Annotated in this window: 23 protein-coding genes, 6 tRNA genes, 1 other RNA gene and 1 pseudogene; 18 read left to right on the forward strand and 13 right to left on the reverse strand. The window is 38.3% G+C overall.

Annotated features, from left to right (window positions below; translation table 11 throughout):
- Positions 1 to 7 precede the first annotated feature (7 nt).
- Positions 8 to 961 (reverse strand): metal-dependent hydrolase, encoded by a 954-nt coding sequence (locus tag FTV32_RS03505; RefSeq protein ID WP_092766832.1) that lies wholly within the window; start codon positions 959 to 961, stop codon positions 8 to 10.
- Positions 962 to 1,243: 282 nt separating this feature from the next.
- On the opposite strand from FTV32_RS03505, the gene FTV32_RS03510 reads away from it, so the two are divergent.
- The 3 genes from FTV32_RS03510 (at position 1,244) to FTV32_RS03520 (ending at position 4,711) form a co-directional block, all read left to right on the forward strand.
- Positions 1,244 to 1,732: a hypothetical protein gene (locus FTV32_RS03510; protein WP_180027942.1), complete on the forward strand. Its 489-nt coding sequence runs from the start codon at positions 1,244 to 1,246 to the stop codon at positions 1,730 to 1,732.
- Positions 1,733 to 2,073: 341 nt separating this feature from the next.
- A complete protein-coding gene (locus tag FTV32_RS03515) occupies positions 2,074 to 3,699 on the forward strand; it encodes an NAD+ synthase (RefSeq protein ID WP_180027943.1) in 1,626 nt (541 codons plus the stop codon).
- On the forward strand, positions 3,692 to 4,711 hold the full coding sequence (locus tag FTV32_RS03520) for a hypothetical protein (protein WP_373683285.1): 1,020 nt from the start codon (positions 3,692 to 3,694) through the stop codon (positions 4,709 to 4,711). Before FTV32_RS03515 ends, FTV32_RS03520 begins: the two co-directional genes overlap by 8 nt.
- A gap of 35 nt (positions 4,712 to 4,746) precedes the next feature.
- On the opposite strand, the gene FTV32_RS03525 is transcribed toward FTV32_RS03520, so the two are convergent.
- Positions 4,747 to 4,823: transfer RNA gene (locus FTV32_RS03525), tRNA-Met, on the reverse strand.
- A gap of 202 nt (positions 4,824 to 5,025) precedes the next feature.
- Here FTV32_RS03525 and FTV32_RS03530 point away from each other — a divergent pair.
- Positions 5,026 to 5,388 carry a hypothetical protein gene (locus FTV32_RS03530; RefSeq protein WP_373683286.1) on the forward strand — a complete coding sequence of 121 codons (363 nt, stop codon included), beginning with the start codon at positions 5,026 to 5,028 and terminating at the stop codon, positions 5,386 to 5,388.
- 57 nt (positions 5,389 to 5,445) lie between these two features.
- Here the strand turns inward: FTV32_RS03530 and FTV32_RS03535 are convergent.
- The 4 genes from FTV32_RS03535 to coaD form a co-directional block, all read right to left on the reverse strand.
- Positions 5,446 to 5,522, reverse strand: a tRNA-Met gene (locus tag FTV32_RS03535).
- Between the two features lie 72 nt (positions 5,523 to 5,594).
- An RNA gene (rnpB, locus tag FTV32_RS03540) (RNase P RNA component class A) lies at positions 5,595 to 5,976 on the reverse strand.
- 28 nt (positions 5,977 to 6,004) lie between these two features.
- Complete coding sequence (locus FTV32_RS03545; RefSeq protein ID WP_180027945.1) at positions 6,005 to 6,268, reverse strand: YfhL family 4Fe-4S dicluster ferredoxin; 264 nt, start codon at positions 6,266 to 6,268, stop codon at positions 6,005 to 6,007.
- 1 nt (position 6,269) lies between these two features.
- Positions 6,270 to 6,761, reverse strand: coding sequence for a pantetheine-phosphate adenylyltransferase (coaD, locus tag FTV32_RS03550; protein WP_035269911.1), 492 nt, complete (start codon positions 6,759 to 6,761; stop codon positions 6,270 to 6,272).
- A 138-nt stretch (positions 6,762 to 6,899) separates the two neighbouring features.
- Here coaD and smpB point away from each other — a divergent pair, with 138 nt between their 5' ends.
- The gene (smpB, locus tag FTV32_RS03555; RefSeq protein WP_035269908.1) at positions 6,900 to 7,376 is read left to right on the forward strand and encodes an SsrA-binding protein SmpB; all 477 of its coding nucleotides are present in this window, start codon (positions 6,900 to 6,902) and stop codon (positions 7,374 to 7,376) included.
- Between the two features lie 29 nt (positions 7,377 to 7,405).
- Here the strand turns inward: smpB and FTV32_RS03560 are convergent, their stop codons facing one another.
- The 5 genes and pseudogenes from FTV32_RS03560 to rluD form a co-directional block, all read right to left on the reverse strand.
- Complete coding sequence (locus tag FTV32_RS03560) at positions 7,406 to 8,725, reverse strand: hypothetical protein (protein ID WP_180027946.1); 1,320 nt, start codon at positions 8,723 to 8,725, stop codon at positions 7,406 to 7,408.
- Between the two features lie 237 nt (positions 8,726 to 8,962).
- On the reverse strand, positions 8,963 to 10,225 hold the full coding sequence (locus tag FTV32_RS03565) for a hypothetical protein (RefSeq protein ID WP_257227582.1): 1,263 nt from the start codon (positions 10,223 to 10,225) through the stop codon (positions 8,963 to 8,965).
- 294 nt (positions 10,226 to 10,519) lie between these two features.
- A pseudogene (locus tag FTV32_RS03570) lies at positions 10,520 to 11,081 on the reverse strand (flavodoxin family protein).
- Positions 11,082 to 11,864: a peptidoglycan editing factor PgeF gene (gene pgeF, locus FTV32_RS03575; protein WP_180027948.1), complete on the reverse strand. Its 783-nt coding sequence runs from the start codon at positions 11,862 to 11,864 to the stop codon at positions 11,082 to 11,084.
- 17 nt (positions 11,865 to 11,881) lie between these two features.
- A complete protein-coding gene (gene rluD / locus FTV32_RS03580) occupies positions 11,882 to 12,934 on the reverse strand; it encodes a 23S rRNA pseudouridine(1911/1915/1917) synthase RluD (RefSeq protein ID WP_180027949.1) in 1,053 nt (350 codons plus the stop codon).
- Positions 12,935 to 13,005: 71 nt separating this feature from the next.
- Between rluD and FTV32_RS03585 the strand changes: the two genes are divergently transcribed.
- Together FTV32_RS03585 and FTV32_RS03590 are read left to right on the forward strand one after the other, a co-directional pair.
- Entirely contained in the window at positions 13,006 to 14,022 is a 1,017-nt protein-coding gene (locus FTV32_RS03585; RefSeq protein ID WP_180027950.1) for an outer membrane protein assembly factor BamD, read from the forward strand.
- A 129-nt stretch (positions 14,023 to 14,151) separates the two neighbouring features.
- On the forward strand, positions 14,152 to 16,047 hold the full coding sequence (locus FTV32_RS03590; protein ID WP_180027951.1) for a DNA primase: 1,896 nt from the start codon (positions 14,152 to 14,154) through the stop codon (positions 16,045 to 16,047).
- Positions 16,048 to 16,070: 23 nt separating this feature from the next.
- On the opposite strand, the gene hemA is transcribed toward FTV32_RS03590, so the two are convergent.
- On the reverse strand, positions 16,071 to 17,354 hold the full coding sequence (hemA, locus tag FTV32_RS03595) for a glutamyl-tRNA reductase (RefSeq protein ID WP_180027952.1): 1,284 nt from the start codon (positions 17,352 to 17,354) through the stop codon (positions 16,071 to 16,073).
- Positions 17,355 to 17,430: 76 nt separating this feature from the next.
- Between hemA and FTV32_RS03600 the strand changes: the two genes are divergently transcribed.
- The 11 genes from FTV32_RS03600 to panD all read left to right on the forward strand — a co-directional run bounded on the left by FTV32_RS03600 (position 17,431) and on the right by panD (position 23,533).
- On the forward strand, positions 17,431 to 19,143 hold the full coding sequence (locus tag FTV32_RS03600; RefSeq protein ID WP_180027953.1) for a tetratricopeptide repeat protein: 1,713 nt from the start codon (positions 17,431 to 17,433) through the stop codon (positions 19,141 to 19,143).
- A 6-nt stretch (positions 19,144 to 19,149) separates the two neighbouring features.
- A complete protein-coding gene (gene lolB / locus FTV32_RS03605; protein WP_092766842.1) occupies positions 19,150 to 19,734 on the forward strand; it encodes a lipoprotein insertase outer membrane protein LolB in 585 nt (194 codons plus the stop codon).
- Positions 19,735 to 19,746: 12 nt separating this feature from the next.
- On the forward strand, positions 19,747 to 20,577 hold the full coding sequence (ispE, locus tag FTV32_RS03610) for a 4-(cytidine 5'-diphospho)-2-C-methyl-D-erythritol kinase (protein WP_035269285.1): 831 nt from the start codon (positions 19,747 to 19,749) through the stop codon (positions 20,575 to 20,577).
- 5 nt (positions 20,578 to 20,582) lie between these two features.
- A tRNA-Gln gene (locus FTV32_RS03615) sits at positions 20,583 to 20,657 on the forward strand.
- Between the two features lie 30 nt (positions 20,658 to 20,687).
- Positions 20,688 to 20,762 (forward strand) — tRNA-Gln (locus tag FTV32_RS03620).
- A gap of 19 nt (positions 20,763 to 20,781) precedes the next feature.
- Positions 20,782 to 20,856, forward strand: a tRNA-Gln gene (locus FTV32_RS03625).
- 91 nt (positions 20,857 to 20,947) lie between these two features.
- Positions 20,948 to 21,022, forward strand: a tRNA-Gln gene (locus FTV32_RS03630).
- A gap of 36 nt (positions 21,023 to 21,058) precedes the next feature.
- On the forward strand, positions 21,059 to 22,012 hold the full coding sequence (locus FTV32_RS03635; RefSeq protein WP_035269283.1) for a ribose-phosphate pyrophosphokinase: 954 nt from the start codon (positions 21,059 to 21,061) through the stop codon (positions 22,010 to 22,012).
- 98 nt (positions 22,013 to 22,110) lie between these two features.
- The gene (rplY, locus tag FTV32_RS03640; protein ID WP_035269282.1) at positions 22,111 to 22,407 is read left to right on the forward strand and encodes a 50S ribosomal protein L25; all 297 of its coding nucleotides are present in this window, start codon (positions 22,111 to 22,113) and stop codon (positions 22,405 to 22,407) included.
- 19 nt (positions 22,408 to 22,426) lie between these two features.
- A complete protein-coding gene (gene pth, locus FTV32_RS03645; RefSeq protein ID WP_035269278.1) occupies positions 22,427 to 23,005 on the forward strand; it encodes an aminoacyl-tRNA hydrolase in 579 nt (192 codons plus the stop codon).
- A 147-nt stretch (positions 23,006 to 23,152) separates the two neighbouring features.
- Positions 23,153 to 23,533 (forward strand): aspartate 1-decarboxylase, encoded by a 381-nt coding sequence (panD, locus tag FTV32_RS03650; RefSeq protein ID WP_035269276.1) that lies wholly within the window; start codon positions 23,153 to 23,155, stop codon positions 23,531 to 23,533.
- A gap of 58 nt (positions 23,534 to 23,591) precedes the next feature.
- On the opposite strand, the gene FTV32_RS03655 is transcribed toward panD, so the two are convergent.
- Entirely contained in the window at positions 23,592 to 24,098 is a 507-nt protein-coding gene (locus tag FTV32_RS03655) for a DUF1289 domain-containing protein (protein ID WP_180027954.1), read from the reverse strand.
- Positions 24,099 to 24,132: the final 34 nt, after the last annotated feature.

A 24,132-nucleotide genomic window follows, 5' to 3' on the forward strand; every position in this document is an offset into this window, starting at 1 on the left:
CTTATTCTTATACCTTTAAAGCAGGCATGAATTCCTTCGTAAAGTATGGTGTTAAAATACCATCCACTGGATTTAATAAACGTTCTTTGTAGTACTCTAAAAACGCTGATGTATCATGATCATTCGGATGGAAGTCTGGTTTGAGATATTCGAAAATATGTTTGATCGAACTGCCATAAACCCCATCTTTTAGACCAAAAATCAAACCTACACTTCGGTACATATCTTTGTAGTAACTTAAACTGATTAGATTTGATGGCTTACGATAAAATGGCACAATTAAGGATGCAGCAGAAATCAGCACTAAAATCGTAATAAGCGCTGGGAAAAAGCCTGCTATTCTTAAAGCATAGTTACTCGAAAGAAGTTGGAACACATCATATGCAATATCTTTATGCTCTGATTCCTCAAGCATATGCCACATCCAAATTGCGCGTTGTTTCTCATCTTGAGATTCGAAGAAAATATGCTCATGATTCATCATGTATTCAGCAAGCACTGCGGTAAAATGCTCAATCCCAGCCATAAGCGATAATTTCATTGGCTGAGGCAACCGATTAAAACCATATTCAAAAACGTGATGCGCCAGAAATCTAAACAATTTGACAGGCAAATCTGCCTTTAAAAAAGCGTCATTTAATTCTTCATGAAGTTTAGAATGTAAAGCTTCTTGCCCAATCAGTGCTGTCACTCTTTGCTTGAGTAATGGATCTTGAATAAAGTCACGATGATAACGTGCTGTATCAATAACGAGATCCTCACCATAGGTTAAAAAAATTGAAAGTGAGGCAAAGTAAGCACTTGCTAATTCCGCATTCAAATAAAATTTTGGATCAATCTTTTGATGATCAAAATCAAATTTCATATGACGAATTGGAATAGCTTTTGATTGATTCTCAGGATCAAATTTAGAACCGTTTAGAAATTTTGAAATTTTTTTTAGTGGCTGAGTTAATAACATGGCGAACCTTCTCTTTTATCTCAGTGAATAAATTCAAATAATGTGAATTCTTCGACGTTTCTAAAAAATTAAGATAAAAAGACGAAATAGCCATTTGCATAATAAATCTTTAGAGATGGCATAATTGCTCATTCATCAAGATTGTCTAACAAAATTATTAAGTTTTAATCAGTAAATACCATTTCATTATCATTAAAGGTCAACACCATTTTTAACAAGTAATGATTCCAAATAGTGATATTTTGAATGTCACATAAACTTTAAGTAGATTAAGAAATAAGTATGATATTGTGGATGCCACTTATTTTAAAATGGATAAAATTTGACGCTTTTAGATGTAGATCACTCACCCAAGGTGAAATCACGTTGAGCCAAAGTGTCTTTGGTGATCTTATAGATTATGACAGGGTGAAAATCATGAATCATCCGTTTCTACCGTGGCAACCCTCAGCGGTATTTATGGCACCAAAGGGCTATTTGCATATTCGTAACAAACATTTCAAAACTGACTATTCGAAAGAAAATAAAATCTATCAAGGAATTTTCATTCACGAGATGACTCATATTTTACAACACCAACAAGGACAAAATGTTTTGCTTAAAGGCGCTTTTCTGCAAAGTGCGTATTTTATTTCCTTCAAAAAGTATAATCCTTATGCCTATAAATTTGACCCTAAAAAAAATTTCAATGACTACAACATTGAACAACAAGGCGATATAGCTAGAGATATATTTTTGAAAAAGATTCCGAATATTATTTTGAATCAATAAAAATTGTAAAATTAAAAGAATATTTTTTATTCAAGCTATTGATTTGTGAATCAGAAACACCATATCAGCTTTGACATCTGATTTACTGTGTCGCAAATCCATTACGATTTAATTTTTTATGTACAAACAATGGCAAAAGCTAGTATCTACTTTTATTTTAGATAGAATACATATGAATCGTAGTTTTTGCTGTGCAAGAAATAAGATCTTTTATCATGTTTTAATGATGTAAATTTGAGCCATTTGGCAGTTATGTAATATCACATACACACAGCTGAATAATTACTCCAATAAAATCAGCACGTGCTGTATATAAACCTATAGGATAGGACTTGGTTTAAATGAATAGTTTTAAAGTTTCTCTTGCTCAATTCTCTCCATTTGTCGGCAATTTAGAAGCCAATGTTCAACGAATGATTGGACTCGCTAACGAAGCCAAACAGCAAAATGCCAATATCATTGTGTTTCCTGAACTTTCGACCATTGGTTATCCTGCAGAGGATCTCCTACTTCGTCCAAGCCTAAGCAAACGTACAGCATCAGCTTTCGAAAAACTGGCTGAAGTGAAAGACATTGTGATGGTATTTGGTTTTGTTAATCAAGCTGATTCGGGTGCACGCTATAACTCTGCAGCCGTTATGAAAGATGGGCAAGTATTAGGTATTTATAACAAGCAAAATTTACCAAATTATAGTGTTTTTGATGAAAAGAGATATTTCGCTGAGGGTCATCAACACCTTGTATTTGAATATTTAGGACATAAATTCGGTGTATTAATTTGCGAAGATGTCTGGACGCTAGAGAGTGTTCAACAACTTGCCAAACTAAATGTTGAAACTGTTCTTGTGCTAAATGCCTCACCATACGAAGTTGGAAAGCCTCAACACCGTGTTGTTACGCTTAAAGAGTTAGCTAAACAATTGAATCTCAATCTTGTTTATGTCAATCAAGTAGGCGGGCAAGATGATCTCATTTTCGACGGAACAAGTTTCGTTGTGAATGCAAATGGTGAAGTTGTACTTGAAGCACCAAGCTTTAAAGAAGACCTTTTTCATGTTGAATATGAAGCAGAGCTTAAATCTTTTAAAGCCGCTACCAAAGCACCTGCATTAGATACGATTGCAGAAATTTACCAAGCTTTGGTTTTAGCAACACGAGATTATGTACAACGCTCAGGTTTCCCTGGCGTCATTCTTGGTCTCTCTGGTGGTATTGACTCAGCGCTTACTCTCGCAATCGCTGTCGATGCTATTGGAGCAGATAAAGTTCAAGCGGTTATGATGCCTTACACATATACCTCTCAAATCAGTGTTGAAGACGCGACTGAACAGGCAAAACGCATGGGAGTCACTTTTGGTATTGCGGAAATTCACCCAATCGTCAACAGCTTTATGCAGACATTACACCCATTCTTCGGCAATTCTCCTGCTGATGCAACTGAGGAAAATTTACAAGCTCGCGCACGCGGCACCTTATTAATGGGTCTGTCGAATAAATTTGGTAATCTTGTTTTATCTACAGGTAACAAATCTGAATTATCTGTTGGTTACTGCACACTGTACGGTGATATGGTCGGTGGTTTTGCTGTACTTAAAGATGTTTATAAAACGATTGTATTTGAGTTAGCGAAATACCGTAATAGTTTGGAAGATACGCCTGTAATCCCTGAACGTGTGATTACTCGCCCACCTTCTGCTGAATTACGACCTGATCAAAAAGATCAAGACTCATTACCACCTTACGATGTTCTTGATGCAATTTTATATGCATATATTGAAGAAGATCAGAGTCTTGAAGATATTATCTCTAAAGGTTTTGATCGAGATATCGTGACTAAAGTCATTGGATTGGTTGATCGCAACGAATATAAGCGCCGTCAGGGTGCAATTGGTCCACGTATATCCTCTCGTGCATTTAGCCGCGAACGCCGCTATCCAATCGTAAATGGATGGAAAGCAGGTGTCTAACTCGACACAACTCAATCAATTTGCTCAAGCACTTATGCTTGAGCAAATTCGGTTTACCCAACAACATTTATTAAATGCTGAATCAAATGCGGTATTAGACACGTTTGTTTCACAAGCTTATGCTCAGTTTAATCGAATCAAATTAAAAGATATTGTAAATATTGAACAACTTCATGCTGTTGTTTCGAAATATACTTTTGAGTTAAATCTTGGACCTGATTTACTAGAGTTTATTGGCGCTGTTGCACAACGTATTTACCTTCATTTAAAGAATTCAAATGCTTTAATCGGAGATTTAATTTCAGACCATGATTTTGGGCTATGGCTAAATAAAATTCTTGAATTAGATCAAGTACGTTATGGTTTAAAACAACAAATTTTAAGTAATGAGAAGGCACATGCAGTAAGTCTTCAATTAGCAAATCAGATTTTAGAAAAATATACACCTTGGCTGGATAGGCTTCGAAAAAATAAAGTTCAAAATCATACGGTCAAATCAAAGATTTTTAATTTTCTCCAAGATCAGCAACATACATTAGAGTTAAAACTAGAATCCCAACTTGCAAATGCAATATTGGTTCAATTAGGCGAAATTATCACGCTGCCTCAAAATGAACTTTATGAAATCATTCAACATATTTGGTCAGATCTCCAATTTCAAAAAATTTCAGCTCAGCTTGAGCAGATTGAAGCCATTGATGTCGAAGATTTTTTTATTCTGGTCTATGAAACCTGGAGAAATTTACGCCAATCCGCTGAGATTCAGTCCATCATTTTAGAAGTGGTTGATGAGTTCTATGAATATTTTGGTGATTACAGTTTACAAGCTTTACTTACGGCTGTTGGACTAACTCAAGAAGATTTAATGATCGAAGCCCATCGTTTTGCACCTCAACTTATCACCATGTTAAATGATTTTGGCATTCTAGAACAATTAATTCAAAGTTTGATTCAGCCTTTTTATCAAGCACAATCTACACTTGACCTTATCTCAGGACATTTTGAGAGATAAAAAAAAGACCATGCGGTGAGCATGGTCTATAAAAATGGTGGCTATGACGGGACTTGAACCTGTGACCCCCGCATTATGAGTGCGGTGCTCTAACCAACTGAGCTACATAGCCGTAAACTGTGTGCGCATTATCTTAAGTTATCGTTGTATCGTCAAGCATACGAAAGCACTAATGATCACCCTTTATACAAATAAACCTTATTTGAACAAAATTAATCCATAATTATATGATTTTATTGTAATAGTAAGGTTTCAATAACATCAAAATCATGCTCAATCCTCAATATTTTATTCTCATATGCTGTTTAACCCTTGTGAGCGGATGCCAAACGATTCATCCCATATTTGTGAATTATCACGGTGTACGCATGGATGTCGCTCAATGGATCAATGCTCAAAACTTTATAACCATGCAACAAAAACGAACTCTAGTTCAATTAAGCCGTGCTCAACAAAAGCTCGTGCATATTGATGTCATTCCTGAAGATCATAAACTTGCCGTGAGTAAAGAGAATGCGGTTGCTCTTCATTGTGCACAGCTTTATTTGTCTGAGCAAAAAATTGAAAGCTTGCAAAATATTGTGTTTTCAAATGTAAATCAGAGAGCCGTTTTAGCACAATTTGAACAAGGGTTTCCAAAAATTAAGCTAGATTCTCAGCTTATTCAGTGCCAATGAAAACTCAAGATTTCACACATAAAAAAAGACCACACTAGTGAGTGTGGTCTATAAAAATGGTGGCTATGACGGGACTTGAACCTGTGACCCCCGCATTATGAGTGCGGTGCTCTAACCAACTGAGCTACATAGCCGTAAACTGTGGGCGCATTATCTACTTGATTGATGTATCCGTCAAGTAATATCGGCACTGTTTGATCAAAATTTGTTGAAGTGAGCCGATAAGCCGGGTTCTGTCTAGAACGATCATTCCTCTAGGCATACAATCACTCATATGCTCAAGCGACCTACCCGAATCCAGTATGGGCCATACCTTAAGGATTCCTATTTGGTCTTGCTTCAGGTGGGGTTTACCATGCCATGAACTGTTACCAGTCATGCGGTGCGCTCTTACCGCACCCTTTCACCCTTACCATATTTTAGGCTAAACCGAAGTTCAGTTGCAAAATGGCGGTCTACTCTCTGCTGCACTTTCCGTAGGCTTACGCCTCCCAGGCGTTACCTGGCACCTTGCCCGATGAAGCCCGGACTTTCCTCCCCTGCTTTAGTCACGAAGACCTTCACAGCAGCGATCGTCTGGCTCACTTCAAGTGGCGCATCTTAACAAACTTTGAGATCAATTGCTCGTGCTTTTTTGAGCAATTAGTTTTTTATACTTTTCCAGCAATTCATCCTCAGATTCCACATGATTAGGATCTTTAGGAATACAGTCTACCGGGCAGAATAATGAACACTGGGGTTGGTCATAATGACCAATACATTCAGTACATAGATTCGGATCAATTTCATAGATCAGTTCACCCATATAAATCGCTTCATTTGGGCATACAGGCTCACAAACGTCACAATTGATGCACTCATCCGTAATAATTAAAGACACTCTACCAACCTTGCTGATGCTTACGTTCAAATGCCTCAACAACTGCTTTTGGCACAAATTTCGTCACATCACCTTTCAAACGTGCAATTTCACGAACTAATGTGGATGAAATAAACGAGTATTGCTCTGACGGCGTTAAAAATACAGCTTCAAAATTTGAATCTAATTGACGATTCATATTTGCAAGTTGAAACTCATATTCAAAGTCAGATACTGCTCTTAAACCTCTGAGTACAGCTGTTGCCTTTTGCTCTTGAAAAAAATTCACCAACAAACCATCAAAACCAACAAATTCTACGTTGTCTAAATGGCTTAATGATGATTTTGCAAGCGCAACTCGCTCATCTAAACTAAACACTGGATTTTTGTGATGACCAATTGCAATCGCAACTACAACTTCATCAAACATTTTTGCAGCACGAGATACAAGATCAATATGACCATTGGTAATAGGATCGAATGTTCCCGGATAGATGACACGAGTTTTAGACATCCATTTATACTCTAAGATTATTATGTAGGCGCATAGTTTAACAAAAACTAATTCACACGCACACTTGTTGACGGTGAAATGACTTCACCTCAAGCCAAGTTTGAGGCAAAATAGGCCTAATCTTGGAATATTTGTATTATGTCGAAATCGATTGTAGTTAAAAAAAATAATAGTGGCACTATTGCACTAAATAAACGTGCACGTCACGATTATTTTATTGAGGAAAAATTTGAAGCTGGTTTAGCGTTACAAGGTTGGGAAGTAAAATCTCTTCGTGCTGGACGCATGAGTATCACGGAAAGCTATATTATTTTCAAAAATAATGAAGCTTATTTATTTGGTGCTCAAATTCAACCTCTTCTTTCTGCTTCAACTCACATCGTTCCCGAAGCAACACGTACTCGTAAGCTACTTCTTTCACGTCGCGAACTCGAGAAACTCCAAGGGGCGATCAATCAAAAAGGTTACACATGTGTACCTTTGGCGTGCTATTGGAAAGGTCGTTTAGTCAAACTCGAAATTGCACTTGTTAAAGGTAAACAATTACACGACAAACGTGCCACTGAAAAAGACCGCGATTGGCAGCGCGATAAAGCAAGAATTTTTCATAAATAAAAAAACCGCTCAAATGAGCGGTTTTTTTATTAACAGAACCTTAAATTTCCATAACAGTTTGGAGCAAAAGTTTGATTTTTAAGTTGTAAATCTTTTAATGGAAAATTTACATTGGTATTCGGCAAATGAACATTTCCAACACCAAGTTTGTCACCAAACAAACAATCAAGTGCATTACAAGATGGAGGATTTCGGCTGATATAATCACTGATTGGTCCAACTACTTGTTTTAACACATCATTTGTAATATCAATACGCTTCTCAGGTGTAACATCTCCAATATTGATCGAATCATTAAATGCCATCCACCAACCTTGCTGTGCAGCAACATCAGCATTTGGCCACCAGATCTCACTATTTTGAACAGAGAGTGAGAATGGATTGTTTACAGGGATTTTATGAATTAAACCTAAGTTTTGATCTACCGTAATGTTGGCTTTTAAGCCCGTAATGTTACCACTGACCTCTTTTTGCAAATTCAGCAATCCTACCCCTAGCACTTGGATATTGGCCTTGAGATCACCACCAAAATTCAACTGATTAATATTGGCAACACCTGTCAGTTGCGCAGAACTCATTCGAATACCAGATACCGTAGTGCCATTGATTTGAATTGGTGCTGTCGTTTCTTGTAATGCTAGATTATAACTATCCGATTTAAAATCGAGTGTCAAAGTAGGTGCAATAATACAAATCAAACAAATTCTTGCATTCACTTTTCCATCGATAGTTTGACCAGTATCAGCATAAGTCATACTTCGAGCATTAGTATAGCCCATACCCTGAGTGGGATTAATTTTTAAATAACCACTGAGTGAGTTAATACCATTCGGTTTGTCAGAGTTTTCATCACCAAGCGTCAGTAAACCTAATACTTTTTCAGCACTGAGACGCAAACCCACAACTTCTCGAGTTGATGCAGATGTTGGATTTTTTACCGCAAACTCTAAAAATGGATTGGTTAGCTTGGCTGAAGAACCCGCACGACCCTCTCTAGTGTCTGACATACCACTCAAACTCAGATTTTCGATATCAATATCACATCCACCTGCTCCATTAATACCACCACAGCCAAGTTGTAAATGCTTAATATTTGCATTGAGTTCTATATCTGCTTCCATTCCAAGCTTATAAAAGCCAACGCCTTTACCTCGCATATTGTTTGCCCCGTCATTGGGATCAATATAACTCATACTTAATAAAGCTTGACCGTTTGTCGCAGATAACTCTTCATCAGTCATCATTTTTAAATCATTCTGAATGTTATTAGCAGTTGCAGACAAAGGAATCAACACTAAGCAAGATGTTGATAAAATCAATTTGATAGAAACAAGTAAACTCTTCAACATTAGAGTCTCCGTATTATTTTTATTCAGGCTTAATCCATAAGCAACAGCATTACTATCTATAAATTAATGAAAAAAATAAAGAGGCTCAAAACTTGACTTAACGAATTGAAATAGAGAAATAATAATAAAATTGAATATTTTTAGAGACTTACATCACAATCAACAGTATCAATATGTGATGTAAATAATCATTTATCCGATGAAATGCGAACTCAAAAACTCAAGTACATCACCTATTTAACAGAATCTTAAATTTCCATAACAGTTTGGAGCAAAGGTTTGATTTTTTAGTTGCAAGTCTTTTAATGGAAAATTCACACTTGTATTCGGTAAATTGACATTACCTACACCTAACTTATCCCCAAAAAGACAATTCAAGACAGTACATTCGATGGGATTTCGAGTAATGTATTCACCAATAGGTCCAACCACTTGTTTTAATACATCATTAGTAATATCAATACGTTTCTCAGGTGTAACATCCCCAATATCAATTGAATCATTAAATGCCATCCACCAACCTTGCTTTGCGGCAACATCAGCATTTGGCCACCAGACCTCACTATTTTGTAGAGAAAGTGAAAATGGGTTGTTGAGCATGATTTTATGGATAAAGCCTAGGTTTTGATCAACAGTAATATTGGCTTTTAAACCTGTAATATTTCCAGTCACTTCTTTTTGTAAATTTAATAACCCAAGAGATACATTTAAGGAAGCCTTTAAATCACCATCAAAGTACAGTGGATTGATATGCGCGATACCACTTAACCTTGCAGAGTTCATTCGAGTGCCAGATATCACAGCACCATTCAGTGTTAATGGAGCTGAGGTTTCTTGTAACGCGAGGTTGTAATCATCAGATTTAAATCCTAATGGAATCCCTAAACATCCCAAGATTGGTATACAAATGTTTGGCTTTACTCTCCCATCGATCGTTAAATTAGTATCGCTATAGGACATATTACGAGCATTGGTATAAGCCATACCTTGGGTCGGATTAATTTTTAAATAACCACTGAGTGAGTTAATGCCATTCGGTTTGTCAGAGTTTTCATCACCAAGCGTCAGCAAACCTAATACTTTTTCAGCACTGAGACGCAATCCAACGACTTCTCGCGTTGATGCCGATGTTGGATTTTTTACCGCAAACTCTAAAAATGGATTGGTTAACTTGGCTGAAGAACCTGCACGACCTTCTCTGGTGTCTGACACACCACTCAAACTCAGATTTTCAATATCAATGTCACATCCACCTGCTCCATTAATACCACCACAGCCAAGTTGTAAATGCTTAATATTTGCATTGAGCTCTATATCTGCTTCCATTCCGAGTTTATAAAAGCCAACGCCTTTACCTCGCATATTGTTTGCCCCATCATTGGAATCGATATAACTCATACTTAATAAAGCTTGACCAGAAATGTCAGACAACTCCCGATCGTCCAATTTTTCCATGGTTGTTTGAGCGTGCACCAGTGGTGATAACATGAGAACAAACATTAAAACAGCTGAATTGAACCCAATATTTTTTGAAGTGTAGGTCATGAATGACTCCAAGCCTTGTAATTTTTAGGCAACCAAGTCCAATGGCGCACGTTTTTTATTCGATGATTAATTATAATTATTTTTAAAATTTAATGTGAAATATTTAACACTATTTTGTAATTAATTGATCAGCTCTTTGTCTGAATAAACAATTATAAATTTAATTTCAACAACCTAGTTAACTTCACTTCATTTCATCATTACATTTCAAGCGAGCAATAAATAATTAAATTAGATGAAAATGATTTTTTAATCCATGCAATTTAACCTGAATACGGTATTCGCTAAATGTTCACCAAACCATGTGGCCGTTTCAATATCCCCACTCGGAGGTGTTACCTCCACAGGCGCATTATCAGACTGCGTCATGAGTCCCCAAAAAACTAGACATACGATTGAGATCTTGATGCGATCTACCTGTAGACATTAGCGGTAGTACAGACCAAATCATGCCATGTTGCATTGCAAAAAGATTGATATGCTGAAGCACAGCCAACTTATATCCACTTAATCCTCCACCATTTGTGAAACCAGCTGCCAATTTGCCCTGCTATGTTCTCGCTAGCCAACGCTTTGAAGATTGATCCATAAATAATTTCAACGCTGAGGTTAGACTTCCCATATAAGTAGGACAGCCAAATACAATAGATTCAGCTTGATCAAGCAACTCCCAGTTCACGTCTGTAACATTGATGAGCAATACCTCAATATTGAGTTTTTGTGCACCAATGGCGATATGTTTGGCGACTTTGTTAGTGTGACAAAATGGGATGTAATAAACGATAGCGATGCTTTTACGAAGTTTGGTCAGTCATAGTATGAAACTTTGAGAAATCAGATGAGTTTCTTGATTACTGTGCATAAATACAAATGTTGCCATGCGGCCGGTTTTTGAATTACGGCGATGAGAATAATATGTCTGATCCTCCGTGTAACTGCACCGCTCACCTCCAAGAACCTGTTCCACCCCTAAACTTTTCAATATATGGCGAGCAATCGCATACAGATCTGCGTAATACTTACCCTCTAGATCTCCCTTTTGAAATGCTGAACTTAATTCTGGAATCCTATCGCAGAATGTGTGCATTACTTCTTCACCCACTTCAAAGCATGGCTGACTAATTGCCGCACCTAACCACGCCCAAGAGGGTTGAGTGCTCATGGCATTAACTGTATTTTCAATAATACCATTTGCCAATCCTCGCCAACCTGCATGCAAATTAGCGACTTCAGTACCATCTTTGTTACCGAGAACCACCGGTAAACAATCTGCCGTCATCATCATTAATGCATGTTGTTTTTGCTGTGTCACTAAACCATCGCCATTTAGGGCGTGTAAGCTCATGTCATCATTTACAACGTGACAGATTGTACTGTGCGTTTGGTTCATCCAAGTTAATCGATTCACCCCATAGACTGAAAAGTCATTTAACAAGCTTATTCTATGCCGATGAACACGTTCTGGTTGATCATTTACATGCAACGCCAAGTTAAAACCTTCTAAATCAGTCTGTGGTGTTTTCAGTGCGTGAGGGTGACTCAATTCTGTTTGTCCTACCACGACACCTTTGGGCAAACCTTGCACAATTTGCATGTAAACTTTCCTTTAATTTAGTAAGCCTTATTTTCCGTACGAAGAGTCTCAAGTAATGCTGTGAAATCTTCAGGCCATGGTGCTTCAAACATCATTTCTTCACCTGTCCGTGGATGTATTAACCCCAATTTTGATGCATGAAGCGCTTGACGTCTAAACTCTCGTAAATGAGTAGCAAGTTTTTCCGAAGCACCCGCAGGTACTTTGACACGACTGACATACACTGGATCACCGACCAAAGGGAAACCAATATAAGTGAAATGCACACGAATCTGATGAGTACGTCCAGTTTCTAATTGTGCTTGAACACGTGTGAAATTTTGGAATCTTTCTTTCACATTATAGTGAGTCACGGCATCACGACCACCTGGTAAGATCGCCATTTTTACACGATCTACAGGATGACGTTTAATCGGCTCATCAATTTTACCGCCTGCAATAATATTGCCATAACAAATTAAATCATAAATTCGATAAACTGATTTTTTCGCTAACTGTTTACTTAAGGAAAATTGAGCTTCTAAATTTTTAGCTACAACCAAGAGACCACTGGTATCTTTATCGATACGGTGTACTAGACCAGCTCGAGATAATTCTGCTGATTTAGGAAAATGATATAAAAGTGCATTAACCAAAGTACCATTCGGGTTTCCTGCGCCAGGATGTACAACCATCCCCACTGGCTTGTTAATGACTAAGATGTCATCATCTTCATAAATAATATCTAAAGGGATATTTTCAGGTTGACTGGTGACTTGGGCTTCAAGCTCTACATCAAGCGTGAGTAGCTCATTCCCTTCGCTTTTATATTTTGGTTTCACAACTTGACCATTTACCAACAAATGACCATCCTTCAACCATTGTTTCAATTTTTCACGCGAAAATTCGTTCCAAGCGAGTGCTGCAACTTGATCTATTCGCTGACCAAGAGAACTCTCATCCACTTGAAATTGCAACGATAAACGTGTTGCAGTTGGGGCTGAAGTATGGTTATCTGCATCCTCAGAATCTTCAAGTAAATTGATGTCGATTTCTGGGAAATTAGAATTAGAAGTTTGTGCTGAAGTCATTTGCTCATTCGGACAAAAGTGGTTTAATAGTGCAATTGTAGCCTATTGCCCGTATAAACAGAGGAATTTTTATGTCGCTACCACGTTATAAAGTTACAATGCTTGCTTTATCGCTAGGCTTAGCAGCAACATTTGTGGGCTGTAGCAGTAATCCCAAGAAGGATGTTGTGGATACTGGACCTAAATCAACCGAACAATCTTATTTCGATAAAGCACAAAAAGCATTAGATCGTGGTCAATATAGCGATGCAGCACAATCATTAGAAGCAATTGAAACTTATTACCCTACAGGTCAATATACTCAACAAGCTCAACTCGATCTTTTATATGCTCGTTTTCAACAAAAAGACTATGAAGCTGTTATTGCTCTAGCAGACCGTTTTATTCGGTTAAACCCTCAACATCCTAATGTTGATTATGCTTACTATGTTCGTGGTGTGGCGAATATGGAGCAAAACTATGATGGTCTCATCCGCTACACATCACTCCAACAGGCTCATCGTGATGTCAGCTATTTGAAAGTTGCATATCAAAATTTTGTTGATTTCATTCGTCGTTTCCCAAGTAGTCAGTATGCTGTAGATGCTGCTCAGCGCATGAAGTTTATTGGTCAAGAACTTGCTGAAAGTGAAATGAATGCGGCTCGCTTTAACTTAAAGCGTAAAGCTTGGCTTGCAGCAGTTGAGCGTGGACAATGGGTTGTGGAACATTTCCCTCAAACACCTCAAGTACCAGAAGCGCTTGCAACGATTGCTTACGGATACGATAAACTCGGTGACAAGGCAACATCTCAACAATACGTTGAAGTGCTAAAGCTAAACTACCCTCATCTTGTGAAGTCTAATGGTGAGGTCGATTTACGCGCAGCACGTAAAGATGGAAGTTGGTTAAATCGTGCAACCTTGGGTATTTTAGGTCGTGAAGCACGCAGTCAAACAACAGCAGAAGTATCAGCAGAGCAATCTGACAACACCAATACACAACCCAGTTTATTGAATCGCTTAAGCTTTGGCTTGCTTGGTAATAAAGATCACAATGTGGAAAGTGCGCCAGCAAATGAAAGTATGTACGACCCACAGCGTCAATAATCCATTCTTATGAATCAAAAAAGGTGGGATTACCCACCTTTTTTATTGCATGGCTTTATTTATCGTCTTAAGTGTTTAGGATAGACTTAATTCAATCACTTTATTCCTCATTCTTTTGGCTTTTTAATTATGGCAATTCCACAACATACGATTGATCAAATTTTAGATCGAACTGACATCGTCGATCTTATTGGCCAACGTGTGAAATTAAAAAAGTCAGGTCGTACCTATTCAGGCTGTTGTCCTTTTCATCAAGAGAAAACACCTTCTTTTCACGTCTACCGTGATAAGCAATATTTCCACTGTTTCGGTTGCCAAGCCAATGGAAATGCAATTCGCTTTATGATGGATATTGATAATCGCAATTTCATCGAGGTGATTAAAGACCTGGCAAGCCAAACCGGTATCGAATTACCTAAAGACAATCAAGATAATAAAAAACTCTCATACAAGAGAGAACCTATTAAACCTAACCCAGAAAAGCAACCGCAGGCCCCCATTGAAGCAGATGCAGGAGAAATCATTTCTCCGCCTGCTTCAGCTTTTGATGTAGATCCTTTTGAAGCATTTCAAAACTATGAATTCGATGAGTATCAATTTAATTCAGATGACTTGAATTCAGTTGAGGTCGCACCTGAAGGTAATTTATACGATCTTCTTGAAAATGTTGCTTTATTTTATGAAAAACAACTTCCAAATAGCCAAATTGCGCAACAGTATTTTCAGCGACGCGGACTAAGTGATACCACGATTAAGTATTGGCGATTAGGTTATGCGCCAGAAGATTGGCAACATCTTGAAAAAGCATTTCCGCAAGATATTGAAGGATTAAAACTACTCGGTTTGATCAGAACCAGTGATTCTGGTCGTGATTTTGATCTACTACGAGAACGTGTCATTTTTCCTATACGTGATGCAAAAGGTCGCGTTGTCGGATTTGGTGGACGAGCATTGAATGACGAGATCAAACCCAAATATATCAACTCGCCTGACTCTGAAGTTTTCCATAAAAACCAACTACTCTATGGCTTATATGAAGGTCGTAAGCTCAAAGCCAATCATTGGTTAATGGTTGAAGGTTACATGGATGTCATCGCATTACAGCAAGCTGGCATTCCTGGCGCAGTTGCCACCTTGGGGACGGCGAGCAATACTGATCATTTGAATCTATTATTTAAACAAAACAATCAGTTAACTATTGCTTTTGATGGTGATTCGGCTGGTCAAAAAGCAGCTCGACGCACTTTAGAAATTGCACTTCCCCTCTTAAATGATGGTCGTGAACTGAAATTTTTTATTCTACCTGCGGAGCATGATCCTGACTCATTAGTTCGTAAGGACGGTGTTGAAACTTTCAATCGACTTTGGCAACAATCACCACTCTTATCAGAGTTTGCTTTTTCTCTTCTCAGTCAACAATATCAAATCAATACACCTGAAGGTAAAAGTCAGGTCATGGCTGAGTTAAATCAACTCACCAATCTGATGCCTAAGCAAGGTTCGTATCGCTATTTGATTCGTCAATATTTCAAAGAGAAATTAGGATTCAATAAAAAGTGGCAGCCTCAAGTGAGTCTTGACGCTTCATTATCATTTAATATTCGCACACGAGATGAAGATTTCGCAGTGGCAATGTTAATGTACCATCCTTTTCTTTATATTCATTTTGAAGTATTACGCGCAGTGATTCCTGAAGATGAATTGCTTGCAAAAGTATTAAAAATCTTTAATGTCATTTTTGATGATCTGCCAGATGACCAAGAGTTGGCGAGTTATTATATTTTGGGTGCATGTAGCCCATTTCATCATGAACTCTCTGAGATTTTAAAACGTACCAATATTCAAACACTCACTGAAGCCCCTGAAATGGCTGATAAACTTGCCTCAGAATACTCGCTTTCACTTCAAGAAAAATATCTGAGAATCAAATTTAAAGCAGCAAAATCATTAAACGAGTCTAAAAACTTAAGACAACAACTGAATGAGCTAACCAAAAAAATTGGACTACGCTTACTACATGAATAAATAAAAGCGGTCAGTGACCGCTTTTATTTTTTTAGTTTTCGCTGAGCACTAAAAATATCTTCTAAATGTTCTTTAATCGTTTCATAGACATCAGGATTTTCATCTTTAGCGACTTCTCTGAGTAAGATGGAAGTAGGATGTAATAGCTTTTGCGTCAAACGATGAGCCATTTCCTGCATGACAATGGCTGCATCATCGCCAGAGGCTAAACGATCTAATGCATGGTTTAATTCAAATGCTTTAACTTTATCTCCATGAGCACGATACTCACTAATTGTCGCTCCAGCTTGTGAAACTTTCTGCTGAGTCACCAATTGTGTTGCTAGTTGATTGACCATCACTTCAGCTTCAACAGCGGCTTGGCGTCGCTGCGCTAAGTTTTCATCAATAACACCTTGAAGATCGTCCACCCCATAAAGGTAAACCCCATCCAAACTTTCAACCTTAGATTCAATATCGCGAGGAACAGCCAAATCCACCATCAACATTTGACGGTAACGACGTTTTTTGAGTGCTGACTTAACATCTTGATAGGAAATGACCTGATGTAAACTTCCTGTACAACTTGAAATCACATCAGCGCGATGTAAATTTTGAGCTAAATCAACAAAAGGAATAATTTCTACCGCAACGCGATGTGATATTTCTTGCGCTAAAATTTCCGCCCGTTCCTGACCACGGTTACAAATTAAAATTTTAGCAACGCCCATTTCGGCTAAATGCTTTGCAACCAAGCTATTCATTTCACCTGCTGCAACCACCATAACGCTTAATTGTTCAGGCTTACTAAAAACTTGTAGTGCTAACTGTGCTACCGCATAACCCATGGATACAGCATGACTACCGACCGCTGTTTCTGAACGCACTTTCTTAGCAGCATAAAATGCATATTCGAAAATACGATTTAAATTTTGTGAAACAACTTCAGACTCTTTTGCTAAATTAAGTGCAGACTTAACTTGCCCCATAATCTGAGGCTCTCCAAGCATGAGTGAATCTAATCCTGATGCAACACGCATCAAATGTGTCACAGCATCTGTATTTTCATAACGGTAAATATGATTTTGTAATTGTTTTACATCAATGCCATTTTTTTGAGCGAGCCAATCTAATACCATCTCCGCATTATCAGCGATGGCGTAGACTTCAGTACGATTACAGGTTGACACCACAACCATATCGTTCAGCTGGTCATGGTGACTTTGTTCAGTCAACAATAGTTTTAACTTTTCAGGGTTAAAAGCAACTTGCTCTCGTAATTCAACTGAGGCTGTTTGATGGTTGACACCCAATGCAAAGAAAGACATATCAGATCATCAATTGGCTAAATTTATGCTATTGTGCAATAACGGTGTCATAAAAAGCAGTACTTGGATAAAAAAATTGCGTCAAACAATGAGCCGCACAACCGGCATAACAATTCGACAGTATTCTACCACACTCTTGTTAGTGAGTAGCATGACTTACAGTGCTCATATTAGAGCATCTGGAGAATTTTACCATGCCAATTTAAATCATAAAGTTTTACAACAGGCGATGGTTGCAGAATTTGCTTTAGCTGCACATGACACACCGACTGCTTTACACAACTATACCGTACTTGCAATCCAAACCAGTTCAACAGCTTTAAAACAACGTGCACTTAACGTCGCACTCGAACAAAACGACTTACAAGCCGCTTTAGATATTGCAACCCATTGGGTCGTGCAAGAACCCAAAGATGTACCTGCAAAATTCTATCTTGCGCATATCGCATTAAAGTCACACGAATATGAACTTGCTGCTGATGTGCTCGATGATATTTTAAATTTAGATCCTGAATCAGATTTAGAACAAATTCTTGAAGGAATTTCTCCGGAATCCCCTGAGGATCGAGCATATTTATTAAACACTTTGCGTAATAGTAAAACGCGTAACAATCCTTCAATTCTCGTTTTGATTGCGAGTTTACAAGCACAAAATAATGAAATCGAAAATGCCTTAATTACTTTAAATAAAGCATTAAAAAAACGCCCCAAATCAACAGGGTTTATCTTACTGAAAGCAAACTTACTCATGGCTTTAGGCGACGAAGAACAGACGCTAAAATGGTTTGAAAAAAGTGCTCGTAAAAATCGTAATAATTTAGAGCTCAGTCTGGCTGAAATCCGCTACTTAATTAAACTGAATAAAAATGAACAGGCTTTAAGCAAATTAAAACGCATCATAAAAAAATGGCCTGATTCGGAAGAAGCTCTTTTTATCGCTGGTCTAACCTCAATTGATCTCAAAGAATATGAGCTTGCTGAACAGTATTTGGTCGAACTACGTGCATCTGGACAGTATCAAAATGATGCTTATTTTTATTTGGCATTAAATGCTGAACGAAAACAACATTTTGAAACAGCTAAAGCTTATTATCGACTCGTAGATGGTAATTTATATATGGTTTCTAGACGAAATCTAATTTCAATCTATGACAAACAAAATCGCTTAAGTGATGCGCTGCGCTTCCTGACTCAAGAGCGAGTGAATTACCCTCAACATGCGAGTTTCTTATACCAAGCACAAGCTGAAATACTCAAAAAAATGGGCAATAACAAAGCTGCTTTGGGCTTACTCAAAGAAGCTGCTAAAAACTTAACTGATGACCCTGAAATTTTATATTCTCAAGTCTTATTACTTGATCCATTTACGGATCGCGATCAATTAGATGAATTGCTTAAAAAATTACTCACGATTGAACCGAATAGCCCAACATATCTAAATGCGTATGCATATACACTTGCGTTGCAAAATCGTCGTTTAGATGAGGCGAGACAATATGCCGAACAAGCTTTAGACAATGCCCCAGAACAAGCATCTATCTTAGATACCTTAGGCTATATCTGCTTTCTTCAAAACGATTTTGACACTTCCACCCGTGTACTTGCGAAAGCATATCAACTCAGCCAAAGTCCAAATATCGGCATTCGATATGCTAAATCGCTTTATATGCTGGGTTCACTGGAAGAATTTAGCCAAGTGTTACATCAACTCCATAAAAATCATCCAAATCATCCTCAATTGGATCAACTCGATAGTTTATTGTTGCCACAAAATATCAAAAAGAGTTAATACTGTATGATCTTAAATTTAAAATCATTATTGCTGATTGCCACAAGTAGTGCGCTTCTTGGGTTAACTGGCTGTCAAGCAATTCAAACTCAACCATCACCGCCAACAACGCAAAACCTTGAACAATCAAATCAATTTAATCTTCAGGGTAAAATTGGCGTTAAGACCCCCAAGCAATCAGGCAGTGCTTTTTTTACTTGGCAACAGCAAGATGAACAGTTTGATATCGAGTTAAGCGGAATTCTTGGAGTCGGTAAAACTCAAATCTCAGGTCAACCTGGTCAAGTGACACTGAACAGTGCCAAAACTGGTGAAATTACAGCCAACTCACCTGAAGAGTTATTGTTTCGTGCAACAGGTTGGGAAGCACCAATTACTTATTTAGTCGATTGGGTACAAGCTAAGCAAGCGACTGAAGAAGCTGAAATTCAAAAAGACGAATCGATGCGAATCAGTGAAATTAAAGAACAAGGTTGGCATATTCAATTATCTTACAACGGTCAATCTACACAACCAAACCGTTTGATTTTAAAGCAACAACTTGAAGATGGAACTGAAAATCGTATTACAATGGTAATTCAAAATCGTTAAGTTTGATTATTTATGATTCGTGTACCCTCCCCTGCAAAACTGAATTTGTTTTTACACATTACGGGGCGCCGTGAAAATGGTTACCATGAGTTGCAAACTATTTTTCAGTTGATAGATCTTTGTGATTGGATGGAATTTACTCCAATCTCTAACCAATCTATCTCCATTTCAGGCCTATCAGAAGTAAGTCTTGAACAAAATTTGATTTATCGTGCAATGATGATGCTGAAACCCTATGCCAAAAGTGAAAAATTAGGCATTCATGTCAACATCGAAAAAAATATACCGATGGGTGCAGGACTCGGTGGTGGCTCTTCAAATGCGGCTACCGCGTTATTAATCATGAATCAACTTTGGCAATGTGGCTTAAATCGTGATCAATTAGCAGAAATTGGTGTACAACTGGGTGCTGATGTTCCCATCTTCATCCATGGTCGTAATGCATGGGCAGAAGGTATTGGTGAACACTTAACATTCATAGACTTAGATCAAAAACAATACATTGTGTTAAAACCTGACTGTTTTATCAGCACTCAACTGCTTTTTTCACAAAAATCGTTGACAAGAGACACGAAGACCTCTAAATTTTGCGCCTATCAGATAAAGCCATCTGATTTCAGAAATAACTTTGAACCTCTGGCAAGAAGTCTATATGCTGAAGTCGATGAAGCAATGCAATATTTAGATCAGTTCGGTGTTGCAAAACTTACAGGTACAGGTGCTTGTGTTTTTACTGAAGTAACGACTGAAATGAACATTGATGACATTCTTGCTCATTCACCTTGTAAAGCTTACTTAGTGAATAGTTTAGAACAATCACCATTGAATCAAATCATCGTTTAAATGATAGGGGCGTCGCCAAGTGGTAAGGCAGCGGGTTTTGATCTCGCCATCCGTTGGTTCGAATCCAGCCGCCCCTGCCATCATTTCACCTGTAAGATGTATCGTGTTTTAGGGGCGTCGCCAAGTGGTAAGGCAGCGGGTTTTGATCTCGCCATCCGTTGGTTCGAATCCAGCCGCCCCTGCCATTAAACACAACATCGATTTAGGGGCGTCGCCAAGTGGTAAGGCAGCGGGTTTTGATCTCGCCATCCGTTGGTTCGAATCCAGCCGCCCCTGCCAATTTAGTTCAAAAAGACAGAACATTGGTATCATGAGTTGAGTCAAACAATCTTGACAAACCCATATAAAACCATTAAAGTTCTGCCGCATTAGGGGCGTCGCCAAGTGGTAAGGCAGCGGGTTTTGATCTCGCCATCCGTTGGTTCGAATCCAGCCGCCCCTGCCATCTCATTCTATACATTTCAACCGCCAAGGGTGCTTCATGCCCAATCTTGTCGTTTTTAGTGGAACTGCGCATCCACAATTCGCCCAAAAAGTCGTTAGCCACTTGCATATCCCTCTAGGTGCTGCATCTGTAGGTCAATTCTCTGATGGTGAAATCGCTGTCGAAATCACTGAGAATGTCCGTGGTAAAGACGTATTCATCGTTCAGCCTACTTGTGCTCCAACTAATGATAACCTTATGGAAATCTTAGTAATGGCAGATGCATTGCGTCGTGCAAGTGCTGGTCGTATCACTGCTGTGATTCCTTATTTCGGTTATGCTCGCCAAGACCGTCGTCCTCGTTCTTCACGTGTTCCAATTACTGCAAAAGTAGTAGCAGATATGCTAACAACTGTAGGTATTGACCGTGTTGTGATGATCGATCTTCATGCTGACCAAATTCAAGGTTTCTTCGACATCCCTGTAGACAACATTTACGGTACGCCAGCTCTTTTAGCTGACTTACGTCAACAGTCTCATGACAACCTTATGGTTGTTTCGCCAGACGTTGGTGGTGTTGTTCGTGCTCGTGCTGTTGCGAAACAAATGGGCGATATCGATTTAGCTATCATCGACAAACGTCGTCAAAAAGCAAATGAATCACAAGTGATGCATTTGATTGGTGATGTTAAAGATCGCGACTGTGTGATCGTTGATGACATGGTTGATACAGCTGGTACTTTATGTAAAGCCGCTGATGCATTGAAGACTTTTGGTGCGCGTCGTGTCGTAGCATATGCTACTCACCCTGTTTTATCTGGTAAAGCGATCGAGAATTTGAAAAACTCTGTTATCGACGAACTTGTTGTGACAGATACAATTCCGCTTTCAGAAGAAGCTTTAGCTCTTGGTAAGATTCGCCAAGTTTCAGTTGCGAGTATGGTTGCTGAAACAATTCGTCGTATTAACAACGAAGAATCTATTAGCGCAATGTTTGATTCTTATCTATAATAGAGCGCTAAAATTTTAAAGCCCTGCCTTTTGGTAGGGCTTTCTATCACTAGATCGGTCGCAGATCTAGTTCACTTAACTTAAATAGGATGTCTCTCATGGCAAACTTCGTATTAAATGCAGTAGCACGTGAAGAAGCAGTACAAGGGAAAGGTGCGAGCCGCCGCCTTCGTCTTCAATCTAAAGTTCCTGCTATCATCTATGGTGGTGATGCTGCACCTGTAGCAATTACACTTGAGCTTCGTCAGCTTGTTAAATACTTAGAAGACAACGCTTTCTTTGAAGAAGTAATTGAAATTGATGTTGATGGTAAAGTTGAAAGCGTTAAAATCCAAGCTTTACAACGTCACCCAGCTAAAAACACTCCAATGCACGCTGACTTCAAACGCGCATAAGTGTTGATGGTGTAAATTAGTGTCTCATATTTCACTGATTGTTGGTTTGGGCAACCCTGGTAAAGAGTATGCTCAAACCCGCCATAATGCAGGCTTCTGGTATGTAGAACGTCTTGCAGAACAATATGGCATAACACTTAAAAATGACCCTAAGTTTAATGGATTAAGTGGTCGCGGTAATGTAGAAGGACAAGATGTTCGACTTTTATTACCTTCAACCTTTATGAACCGTTCTGGTCAAAGTGTTGTACCCTTCGCAAAATTCTACCAAATCTCTCCAGAAGCAATGCTTATTGCTCACGATGAACTTGATATGGATCCAGGTATCATTCGCCTCAAAACGGGTGGTGGTCATGGTGGTCATAACGGTTTACGTGACATTGTTCCTCATACTGGCCCTAACTTCCATCGTTTACGTATTGGAATTGGACACCCTGGATCAAAAGACCGTGTATCAGGTCATGTTCTAGGTAAAGCACCCTCAAGTGAACAAACGCTCATTGACGATGCAATTCATCACGCACTAAGTCGTACAAAATTATTAGTGAATGGTGAAATTCAGCAGGCAATGAATCAAATAAATGCCTACAAGCCGTAGTTGATAAATTTAATTTTTGTTCAACAATTTTTCTTGCCACGATGAAAATTTGAGGGCAAAATGCGCTTTCAAATGCTTCACCCAAATTAAAAAACTGTTGTTTCTAGATAATAAAACAATCTTAGAACAACTCAGGAGACGCTTCCCATGCTATCTCGTTTATTAAAAGCTAAAATCCACCGTGCAGTTGTAACACAAGCTGAACTTCATTATGAAGGTTCATGTGCAATTGATGGTGTATTACTAGATTTAGCTGGTATTCGTGAATATGAAGAAATTCATATTTGGAATGTAACTAATGGCAAGCGTTTTACAACTTACGCAATCCGTGGTGAAGAAAACTCAGGCATTATTTCTGTAAATGGTGGTGCTGCTCACCAAGCAGATTTAGGTGACATTATTATTATCGCGACTTTCGGTGATTTTACTGTTGCAGAAGCTGATGCACATAAACCACGTTTGGTTTATGCAAATCCAGATAACACTGTGAATCACACAGCAAACTGTATTCCTGTCCAAGTTGCTTAATGATTGACTAAAAACTCGCTTACTTGAGCGAGTTTTTTTATAACAAATTATCATAGAATTACTCTTCATCCACCAACTGCAAGCTCTGGCTAATCCCATCTGCTCTTAACCAAGCTAATTCATAACTGGCATTCGCCAAAGCTAGAACCCGACGTTCAAACTCAGTCCAGATCGGTTTAACATGTGGAGCTGAAATACCTAAACCACTCTGCTCTGCTAAATGCTTGTTTTTTTCACAAATTTTAAGCGCATGATATAATTTTCGGCCTTTTGAAGCATTCTCCAATACTCGGATTCTTTTTGATTCAATGAATTTTTCCACCTCAGAAAGTTGAGCATGAGGAAGCATTGGAACCAAAATTTGATCCAGTTGTTGATCTAAACGTTTCCAAATACTCAGTCGTTGTTCCTCATTATAAGTATTCCACTGAATTACTTCGTGATTAAAACGTCGACAACCACGACATACCGCATCACCAAACACTGTTGAACAACGTCCCGCACATGGTGTTAATGAAGGGATTCGACGCGCTGTATTCAAAACATTTTCCTCATATAAAACCATAAATTTTCTATGGCTTTCTCGCATATTTTCAAAA

Origin of the sequence: Acinetobacter sp. YH16032 (genome assembly GCF_013417345.1) — a bacterium.
Taxonomy (GTDB): domain Bacteria; phylum Pseudomonadota; class Gammaproteobacteria; order Pseudomonadales; family Moraxellaceae; genus Acinetobacter.